The organism is Leptolyngbya sp. PL-A3 (assembly GCF_039962325.1).
Taxonomy (GTDB): Bacteria; Cyanobacteriota; Cyanobacteriia; order Elainellales; family Elainellaceae; genus Vacuolonema.
In genome coordinates, this window is sequence record NZ_JAMPLB010000008.1 from 190933 (window position 1) to 200696 (window position 9764).

The following is a 9764-nucleotide window of genomic DNA, read 5'->3' on the forward strand; positions in this document are numbered from 1 at the left end:
ATAGGAAGGTGTACTTCGTCCACCTTCCTATTCAGCTTTTCATTTCCAAGTAGCGGAAACAGTCCGTCGTGTGATCATTCACAAACCCACAGGCCTGCATCAAGGCATAGCAAATCGTCGGCCCCACAAAATTGCAGCCTCGTTTCCGTAAATCCTTGCTCATGGCACGAGATTCAGGCGTTTCTGCTGGGACTTCGGCTATCGATTTCCAGGCATTCACGATCGGTTGGCCATCGACGAACTGCCAGAGATAGCGATCGAGGCTCCCAAATTCCTGGCGGATTTTCAGCACAGCACGGGCATTGCGTACCGCCGCTTCTACCTTGAGGCGATTGCGGATGATGCTGGCGTTGGTCAGGAGCGTGGCAATTTTTGCGTCGTCGTAGTGGGCGATCGCCTCTACATCAAACCCATCAAACGCCTCTCGATAGGCCTCCCGTTTCCGCAGCACCGTCAACCAGCTCAGCCCCGCCTGCGCTCCTTCCAGAATTAGGAATTCAAACAGACGGGTGTCGTCGTGAACAGGAACACCCCATTCGTGGTCGTGATAGTCAAGATAAAGCGGGTCAGACGTAACCCAGGCACAGCGGGTCAGTGGCATAGGCTTACTCGCGCCAGGTGTCGCCGCTATCCTCGTCGGTTTCGCCACCTACAACTACGTTGCGAATGCGTAGACTAGGGCCACCACACCCGACAGGCAAACCACTCTGGCCCCCTTTGCCACAGCCACCCGACTCATCCCAGAAGAAATCATTGCCGATCGCCTCAATATCCTCCAGAGTCGTAAACACATTCCCCGATAGCGACACATCCCGCACCGGCTCCGCCACCTTACCATTGCGAATCATCCAGGCCTCCCCAGCAGTAAAGGTGAACATTTCGCCGTTGGTCATGCCACCAATCCAGTTCTTGGCGTAGACCCCTTCCTGGATCCCTTCGAACAAATCTTCCACAGGCGTTGTACCCGGTTCAATCCAGGTATTGGTCATGCGCACGATGGGGGAGTAGTGGTAATTCAAACAGCGAGCATTCCCCGTCACGGGCTCCTCCAGCTTGCCAGCCGTCTCACGGGAGTGCAGACGTCCCACCAACACCCCATCCTTAATTAACTGTGTCGTCGTTGCAGGCACCCCTTCGTCATCGTAGGCATAGCTGCCCCGATGTCCCTCTGGGGCCGCTCCATCGAGGATTTGTAATTCACTGGGACCAAAGCTACGGCCCAGGGTCATCACCTCCATCAAGTCGGGGTTTTCGTAAATCATGTCCGACTCGGAGAGATGCCCGAAAGCTTCATGAACGAACAGCCCGGTGAGGATGGGATCGATCACAACGGTATAGGTATTGCCTTTCACAGGAGGCAGTTCCAAAGCATTCACCGCCCTCCGGGCTGCACTCTGCACCAGATCGTCCAGATTCATCAAATCCTCGTAAGCACGACGGGAGCCAGTGGTTTCGCGACCTGTTTGCACCGTTTCGCTATTACGGGCGGTAGCGGCAAAGCGCATTTCCATATCCACCCAGGACTGCTCAATCAGCGTACCTTCCGAGGTAGCAATAATGATGTGCTGAGTGCTGTCCCCGTAACGCACCGATGTGGTGGTGATGCAATCGTTCACGCTGCGAAGAATATCGGCATAGTGGCTACACAAAGCCTTTTTCTCAGCCAGGGGAACCTTGCGAGGATCGGAACCAAACAGTTGCAGGGGCCGGCTGTCTTGAATGATGGGAATGGGAGCCAGCAGGGTTTCCTCTTCACCCACCATCCGAGCAGCAGCGATCGCCTCCTCAATCCGCTCGGTTAGCTGGTCAAGCTGATTGAAGCTAGCAAACCCCCACCCACCTCGGAAGCAAGCTCGCACCTGCCCCCCAATGGAAACGCCTTCGCTGAGGGTTTCCACCTGCCCTCGCCGCAATAGTATGTCCGTTCCCTCAGATTCCTCTAGACGGATGGCCAGGTAATCGACCCTGGCCTTATAGCGTTGGATGCGATCGCTCAGCAAATCAAAGGCATTATGCAGTACAGAAGCCATAGCATCGGAGGGGGGTTAAATTCCTGATTTATATTGTGCCTTCTAGAGGGATCCTTCTCGGCTTTTGCCGCTCGAATTTCGCTGAGCCTGGCTCAAACAACAACTAGTGGGAGCCTCTTTAAAGGTTTTGTATAAAGGTTTTGTATATAGGCAGCACAAAAAACAACCTTTGAAGCCAGGCCCTGGTACTAGTACGCTGAGGCGTAAATATATAACCTATTTTTCTGTGGGGGTGCGAAGCACCCCCACAGAAAAATAGGTTACGGACTTAGGCCGTAGCCTACTAGGCGCCCTACTGAGTTCGACCGGGTGAAATATTGGTCGTTGCCATTGCAGTTTTTGAAACGGATTGTCAGGATGAAGAGACAGGGGTTAAGACTGTCATAGGTATCTTTCAGAAAGCTAGGGAGTCGGGTATGGGCTGCTGGAGCTGGAAAATAGGCGCAGTGAGCTTGGCGATCGCCTTAATGGGGTGGACAGGGGCAGCTTCTGCTCAACCCAGAGACGATTATTGGAATCAACTACTCAGCAATCCACCGGATATGGATATGTTTGCGTTGGATTACCAATCAGACGATCCCAATATCGTCACATCTATGAATGTTTCAGAGGTGGGGCTCACGATTCCAAGCCTGTGGTGGGCACAGCAGCTCTATGGTGGACGACTCCTCGAAAATTGGGCGGCTTTCCCCGCAGGAGACGGGCTGCCCCGCCGAGTTGATCTGGTGGTGAATGAGCAAGTTTGGGACATCTACAACTACATTGAGCGATATACTTTCGTGAACCGCCTCGGCTCTGAAGCTGAGGAATACGGCTATATCACCCGCGTCTTTGATCGCGCCGGAAACCCACTCTCGGCCTATGTGTGCGACTTTAGTGACATCGCCAGCGCCGAAATCCAGGTCAACGACCGATGCCAAATTCTTCTCGATTTTCAGGGCAATAATGGCATGATGGGCCGCTCTACGCCTCTCGCATCGCCGTCCAGAGGCGACGGTAGGTTTCAGCAGTAGATGCTGAGAGAGGTTCCAAAAATTCGCTACGCTTCACGATCGTCGCATCCGGCAGAATAAAGGCGTTCTTTAAGCTACTGGGAAGTTCAGTGCGGCCATCGAGTAGAACTGGGGATGCTCCACTACCCAGAAGCGTCAGACGGGTTGCTACCTCAGGCCGCCAATAGTACTGCACCCAGGTGTCAATGAGGCTTTGTACCGTTGTGGTTTCTGAGGATGCAGTCTTGGGAGCAGCAGGTAACACCCATAAATCCGATGTGAGGATTGTGCCTGACTGGGGCACCACTGCGCCCAATCGCGGATTTTTCTTTAGCAACGGCACTATATCCATTGACCAGCCAACAGCGACTGAGGTGTCGCCCAAAATGAGGGGCTCAAGGTAAGTGGTCGAGCTGTAGAAACGGGCCTGTTTGTTGAGAGCCGCCAGGGCATCCGGGAGATCTGCGATCGCCCCCAAATCTGTCGTGTTGACGGAATGCCCCAAGTATTTCAAGGTCAACCCCAACACCGCACGTGCCTGGTCGGGCAGGGAAATGCGCCCGGTCAATTCTGGTTGCCAAAGATCACTCCAATCCGTCGGGGGCTGTTTCAACTTGTCTTTGCGATAGGCGATCGCCAAACTCCCCCACCGATAAGGAGCCGCCCAGATCGAGCCTTTGGTATCTGGTAGCCCCTGAGAGTTGCGTAACACGAGCTTGCGCCAGGGCTCCGGTAGGCGATCCCAGCCGCTCACCTGCTGAAGCGTCAACGGTTGAATCAGGGATTCGCGAATGGCCGACGTCAGCCAACCATCCGCCAGGGAAAGAATATCTGCTCGCTGCGACGGTTTAGGGGGATCACCCTCCGTTGCCTCGACTTGGTGGTACGTTCTGAGGGCCTGGTAAAGAGCATCCAGACTCCTTACCGAGCGCACTTGCAAGGCAGTGGGTCGAATTTGCTGTTGCAAATCTGTCAGCACAGCGGTTGGGATGGATTCTTGTAGCAGGTCAACCCGCAACCCGGTGGTTTGCGATTGGCAGCCCCCCAATGCGGCGGCCAGCATAAGCCCACCTGAACCGATAAGCAGCGATCGCCGTTTCATAACCTGTTCACCCAAACCCATGCGTCCTCTCCATTCTCGCAGGCGATACAGCTTTCGATCCGGTTAAGCGGTGCTGTTCCTGCCTATTTTTTATTGAAGAAGCTCAAAACTCCTTTGAATAGGTTCGTTTCTTAACCCTTCTGGCATAGAAAATAAATCCATTTCGTAACTTTTCAACCTGTCGCTCAGGGTTACGTACTTTGCCGGTTATAGGGTGTTTCAGACATTACATCCCACAAAAAGTGCGTCAACTGTAAAAGCAAATGGAGGAGCTAAGCTTCTTCTAGAATTCGTACGCAGAAATTAACCTTTTTAACAAATTCTCAGATACAAGCGATGAGAATTACTGAAATGTTTCCTGTCGGTTAATTTTCTAATCAGAATTATCAAAAAAATTATTTTCATAAAACGCCAATCCAGGCTAATTCTTTGTCTCACAATTCCATGACGATGAGAGAACCTATAACATTCAGCCTCCTCTCATTTTTAAGGGGTTAATATGCGATAGGGGTTCTATTTTCATAGATAAACGTACCGGAATAGAAGGTTTCTAGCCTATTTTGGCCTTGCGTTAAGCTATCAAAGATTCAGTAGTTTCACGTTTTAGGAAACCTAAAAATGTTCCAACAGAAGGTAAAATAAGTAACCAAATGAAACATTATTAATTAGAGCTTTAGTTTTATTTAACTTTTGAATCTCAAGTTGGTGCAAATCGATGGGTACAATAAGCCTATCCAACAACTTAAGCTCGTTTCTTAAAAGCACGATCGTCACTGAGGATTCCTTGCTTTCTTGGTAGTATAGGCAGGCGCAAGGCTATAGCTATAAGCTCATGAGCTTGCTTTCCAGACGATTCTGTTAATCCCAGACGGTAAATGACTTTCGCGGATCAACGCGATCGCTTCGAATCATTAGAACGTTAAATGATTCAGAACAAACCCAGGGTATCTAAGAAGAGTTCCTAAGATGGAATTAACACAATCTAGGGAGTCAAGCGTCAACATGGATTCACTCCATACGCAGATAGCAAACCTAAGCACAAAAATTGACGCACTTCAGCAATTGATTGAGCAGCTGAGCAGTAAGCTTTTGTCTACAGGTTCAGGCGATCGGTGGGTTCCTGGAGGCGGTTCTCACCGCACAGCGGTTCAGGACGGTATGGTAGGTTACCAATCTCTCCGTCATCAAAGTGCTCTTGAATCAGAGTTCGATCACAAAGATATTTTGGCAGATGTTGATCTGGTCGATAGCGAAACGCATTCGGGCGATCATCAAACTCTATCCCCCGACTTACAAATTCAACGCTTAACTGCTCAATTAACGGCTGCATACAATCGCATTGCCGCATTAGAAGAACAGCTTCTAGCCAGGCGTGTTAGCCATTAACGCTGCTGGCTTGTACTCGACAATTTGAGCTTGCCTGTGGTTGAAAGTGAGAGATGCTACGCATTTCCTCACTCCAAGCATGGGTTAGTTTCTATCATTTAGCACAAGTTATGAGTCACATCTGCCAGCAACCCTTTCAATGAAGGGTTCGCTCGTGGAATCGTTTGAGCTGACCTATGTGTAGTTGTTTTCATAGAGAAGGACGGATGCTAAGCATCCGTCCTTCTCTATGAATCTTCTCAGGACTTATAGCAAACGAATTTGCGATCGCTACGACATTGCCGTTGCTTGCTCCACACAGTAGCGCGCCTGAAGCAGGGCCTCAACTTGAGCCATCAGGGTTAAAGCATCCCACCCCTGAAGATGAGCGGCGATCGCGCATCCTCCCGCTCCAACCCCTTCCTTGACAAAGCCCCGCTCATAGGCCCGCAAGGGTTCCAGAGAGGAACCTGTAAAGTTGAGTTGGGTTGCCAACAAAGGAGCCCCTAGCAGATCAGCCAATCCCACCGTGTCACCCGTTGCATCCTCTGCCACCCACCGGGTTGTGCCCACCACTACCTGTTCCGATGTCCAGGGATAAACCGGGCGTAGCGCCTGCATTAGCGCGTAGATTGCTAGCATTTGGGTTCCCCCTGCTAGCAGCACAGGAGCATGATGGCTGGCGGCGATCGCCGCTCCCGCTACGACAGGCTGCATTGGATCTCCCATCGCCGCTACCACCTCAAAAGGTTCTGAATTTGGCAACAGCCCGGCTTTTTCCAGGCCCTGTTGCACCAACTCCCACTTCTGTTGATGGTTACAGGTAGGATGGCTACTATTGACCTTGCCCTGTACTTCCCAACCGAGGCCCGTCAGCACGCCCAACGCAGTTGTCGTCCCGCCAACCACACATTCCCCCAGCACAAGTACATGCTGAGGAAATTGCCGAGCCAGGGTTTCGCCCCAGTACAACCCCTGCTGAAACAGGTGGGCTACAGTGTGGCGCGAAAGCGATCGCCCCGTACTCACACAGCAAGCGACCTCTCCTCCCAAATCAATACATGGAACGGTAGGAGCATGACGCAGGCCAGCATTGAATAACGTTAGGGGCAGGTTTAAACCTGCAACCACTGCCCGTGAAATGAGGGCGGGAGATGCCCCTGCTACCAGAGGAGGCAATGGAAATTGGGGATTAGGTTGTACTCCCTGAACGAGGAATTCTGCATCGGCGATCGCTGTAAATTCTCGATCGGCTGGCGTTGCGCCTGCTGCCGAAATACCAGGGAGCACTCCCGTCTCTGTAAATCCCAACACACAGGCAAACTGTGCCCGCTGTCCCTGACATTGAGCAAGCCATGCCAACCCAGACTGCAACTGGCTATAAACGCGAATATCTAATCCAGGCGAGCCATCATTTTGCAGCAAGGCATCATCCTCTAAACAGGCAACACCCTACACCCTACACTGACCGTAGGCACCGGTGTAAGCGACAATCGCCCTACAGCCCAAAAGGAACCGTTGCACCTGCTGCCCTTGCTGATGGGGGTGAAGGAAGTGGTGTGCCCGTTCCTGCCGTAGATAACGGTGAAGGTGCCGGTTCTGTGGATGAAGGAAGAGGTGTGCTCGTCGCCGTTGCAGATGACGGTGAAGGCGTTGGTTCTGTAGACGGCGAGGGGGCCATTGCGCTCGTCGCCGCCGGTGGCGGTGAGGGGGCCATCGCTGCCGATGGTAATAAGGGGGTTACTGCACCTGTTGCACTTGCAGATGGCGGTAAATGACGATCCAGTAGCGCATTTTGGTCGTCATACACTTCTACAGGACGCCGAAATCGCGCAGCTAGGCTCTCTAGAGTATGGCGCAGAGCGAGCTGATGCTCAGCTACCACGGCTTGCAGGCTACGGTTACCCGATGCACGAGCTGTTGTAATCGCGCTCATGTACTCAGGGCTGAGCTGCAGCTGAATGGCATTACCCGCTATTAAGAGACGGCATTTCTGGAGTTCCTGATGGCAAGCTCGATCCACGTCCAGGGAGATCGCCATAGAGGTCTCCAACTGGGCTTTAGCCTGCTCCATCGATGTCGTGTAGGTGCGAGTTAACTCTTGACCTTGAACGGATGAAGCCGTATTGGGAGGAATTTGCTCTGTATAGCGCAAGGCATCAGTCCAGGCGGCGATCGCTCCCTGCCAGTTTGACTGCTGGCTTGCCTGTTGAGCGGCTTGCGCTGCCTGGGTTGCCTGCTGCAACAGCCCGGTTGCTTTTTGCTCCTGGTCTACCTGGGCGATCGCGGCTATCAATCGGGGTTGGTAACTCTCTAATAAACGCTGAGCATCCATAGCCGCATAGGTTCCGGCGGGCACTTCTCGCAAACGGTTGACTACCACCTGCCAGGTCACGCGAACCAACTGCCATTGGTCCAACGATTGGGCAATTTGCTGCCGAGCTTCGGCTATCTGAATCGCCTGCTTGGCCATGTTGAGAAAAGCTTGGGCCGCTTCCTCTGACGTTAAACTCTGGCGATGGCGCTCCAGATTTTCCTCATACTGCTGTTTTTGCCGTTGAGCTGTGCGATAGAAAGGGTTCTCCGGAGGAATAGCATCCAGACGATTAATGGCATCGTGCCAGAGAGCTGTAATTTCCTGCCAGGTTTCAGAGTTATGGGGGCCTTTCTGGCTGCGATCGCTCGCAGTTTGCGCCATTTCGGCAATTTGGCTCAGGTACTCCAGAGTTTGCTGCTGCTCTCCGTAGCTCTGCCGCAGGGTATGGGCTTCTCCAGAGAATCGTGACCAGGTAGGGATGGTTTCCAGGGTAGCGATCGCCCGTTGCATCGTCGCTTTGGCTTCCTCAATATCTTCCGCATCTGTAGCCTGCTCGGCTCGCTGGATGGCCTCCTGGTTCCACTGCTGAACACTCTGCAATTCTGGGCAGGTATCTAACACACAGGGCCGGCTGAGGCCATAAGTGCCGCCTGCAATACCGAGGGCGATCGCCCCTCCAGCCACCATCCACCGAGAATTCAGCGGAAACTCTCGTGGCGGCAACGGAGTCAATAAAGGGGTGTCAGATACTAACGGCAATCCCACTTCGCGTTCCGCCAACCGATCCTCGGGGTCTTTCCAGGGAATCAGGCTCACGGTTTCTTCAGCAAGCTTTTCTGGCTCGTCTGTCGAATCCTCCACATCGGGAGCAAATACCCTTGCATCAGATGCTGCTACGCCCACTAGCTCATGTATCCAACCGTCTAGTTCTTCGTCCGATAGCTCCCAGGGTTCTTCCTCCCCCAACGGCGTTGCTGTCGGTGTAGCAATTCTGGCGAATTCTTCATCCAGTAAACCCCAGGCTTCCTCCACAGGCGTTGCCCCGACAGCCAAAGGATGTCGAGTGGTGGGACGGGGCGGTGGTGGCGGCTGAATTAAAAAAAAACGATAGGCGTAGGGCTGAGATTCTCCCGCAATCTGTAAATACAGGCGTGCCTGCTGCACAAAGTGCAACTGTAATGCCTGGATATGTCGCTCCAAGCGACGGAAAATGTCTTGAGGTTCTAGCCCCAAATCAGCGGAATGCTTCCCCAGGATCATCAGTGCTCCTTCTTGAGCACTACACTGAAATTCCAGGGGTAGCCCTTCCAACAGACCCCTCAAGGTTTCCTGTAAACCCTGCAAATCCTCTACGCAAAGAGCCGTTCTCATAGGTTCAGGCACACAATAAATAGGGTTCTGGAAAGTTCCAAATCCCGTACCGGAGCTTACCTGTCAAGATTAAGCTCCCTCATCGCTACCCTTTTCCAGAAACGTCCTCAACTTCCGGAAAGATGCTTGTCTCTCCTCAAGTTTTTAAAGCCGCCTCAAGAAGCCTCTAAAGGGAGATTTATTGCTTGTGTTCCAGATATGGGATGGGTGGTTGTGGGAGGGAAATCAGGGCCATAAATGCTCCAGATATAGCGGACTTGCGTAAGTCCTCAGGAAGTCTAATGTAAAAAAGTCCCTTCCATGAAAAAGCCCCTACCAAATGGCAGGGGCTAGAGTCACCGACTTCTAATGAATTGCAATCCCTAAAAGTCGAGATTAGAAATCTCTTACAGCGCGTTACCGCGAGGCAGCACTTCTTCAGGGAAGGCGAAGCCTTCGTGGGGCTGATCTTGAGGAGCCATCCAAGCACGGATACCCTCATTCAGCAGAATGTTCTTGGTGTAGAACGTCTCAAACTCGGGGTCTTCCGCTGCTCGGATTTCCTGCGACACGAAGTCGTAAGCCCGTAAGTTCAGCGCCAGACCAAC

The 9764-nt window shown here is 52.5% G+C and carries 8 protein-coding genes; 2 read left to right on the top strand and 6 right to left on the bottom strand.

Annotated elements, in window-relative coordinates; genetic code table 11:
• Positions 1-31 precede the first annotated feature (31 nt).
• Both NDI52_RS09150 and NDI52_RS09155 read right to left on the bottom strand, forming a co-directional pair.
• Positions 32-601, bottom strand: a complete 570-nt coding sequence (locus tag NDI52_RS09150) for a DNA-3-methyladenine glycosylase I (protein ID WP_190772639.1) — start codon at positions 599-601, stop codon at positions 32-34.
• 4 nt (positions 602-605) lie between these two features.
• A complete protein-coding gene (locus tag NDI52_RS09155) occupies positions 606-2030 on the bottom strand; it encodes a TldD/PmbA family protein (RefSeq protein ID WP_190772638.1) in 1425 nt (474 codons plus the stop codon).
• Between the two features lie 317 nt (positions 2031-2347).
• Between NDI52_RS09155 and NDI52_RS09160 the strand changes: the two genes are divergently transcribed.
• Complete coding sequence (locus tag NDI52_RS09160) at positions 2348-3043, top strand: hypothetical protein (protein WP_190772637.1); 696 nt, start codon at positions 2348-2350, stop codon at positions 3041-3043.
• Here the strand turns inward: NDI52_RS09160 and NDI52_RS09165 are convergent.
• The gene (locus tag NDI52_RS09165; RefSeq protein ID WP_190772636.1) at positions 2994-4145 is read right to left on the bottom strand and encodes an extracellular solute-binding protein; all 1152 of its coding nucleotides are present in this window, start codon (positions 4143-4145) and stop codon (positions 2994-2996) included. The genes NDI52_RS09160 and NDI52_RS09165 overlap by 50 nt on opposite strands.
• Positions 4146-5126: 981 nt before the next feature.
• Between NDI52_RS09165 and NDI52_RS09170 the strand changes: the two genes are divergently transcribed.
• The gene (locus NDI52_RS09170) at positions 5127-5510 is read left to right on the top strand and encodes a hypothetical protein (protein ID WP_190772635.1); all 384 of its coding nucleotides are present in this window, start codon (positions 5127-5129) and stop codon (positions 5508-5510) included.
• Between the two features lie 270 nt (positions 5511-5780).
• On the opposite strand, the gene cobT is transcribed toward NDI52_RS09170, so the two are convergent.
• The 3 genes from cobT to NDI52_RS09185 all read right to left on the bottom strand — a co-directional run.
• The gene (cobT, locus tag NDI52_RS09175; protein ID WP_242035669.1) at positions 5781-6914 is read right to left on the bottom strand and encodes a nicotinate mononucleotide-dependent phosphoribosyltransferase CobT; all 1134 of its coding nucleotides are present in this window, start codon (positions 6912-6914) and stop codon (positions 5781-5783) included.
• A 73-nt stretch (positions 6915-6987) separates the two neighbouring features.
• Complete coding sequence (locus NDI52_RS09180; protein ID WP_190772634.1) at positions 6988-9177, bottom strand: hypothetical protein; 2190 nt, start codon at positions 9175-9177, stop codon at positions 6988-6990.
• 386 nt (positions 9178-9563) lie between these two features.
• Positions 9564-9764, bottom strand: a 201-nt coding sequence (locus NDI52_RS09185) for a photosystem II protein D2 (protein ID WP_190772633.1), incomplete at its 5' end; no start/stop codon positions are given.

Coding starts and splice junctions, on each gene's coding strand:
- NDI52_RS09150 (WP_190772639.1), bottom strand. CDS start 601: ATGCCACTGACCCGCTGTGCCTGGGTTACGTCTGACCCGCTTTATCTT.
- NDI52_RS09155 (WP_190772638.1), bottom strand. CDS start 2,030: ATGGCTTCTGTACTGCATAATGCCTTTGATTTGCTGAGCGATCGCATC.
- NDI52_RS09165 (WP_190772636.1), bottom strand. CDS start 4,145: ATGGGTTTGGGTGAACAGGTTATGAAACGGCGATCGCTGCTTATCGGT.
- NDI52_RS09170 (WP_190772635.1), top strand. CDS start 5,127: ATGGATTCACTCCATACGCAGATAGCAAACCTAAGCACAAAAATTGAC.
- NDI52_RS09180 (WP_190772634.1), bottom strand. CDS start 9,177: ATGAGAACGGCTCTTTGCGTAGAGGATTTGCAGGGTTTACAGGAAACC.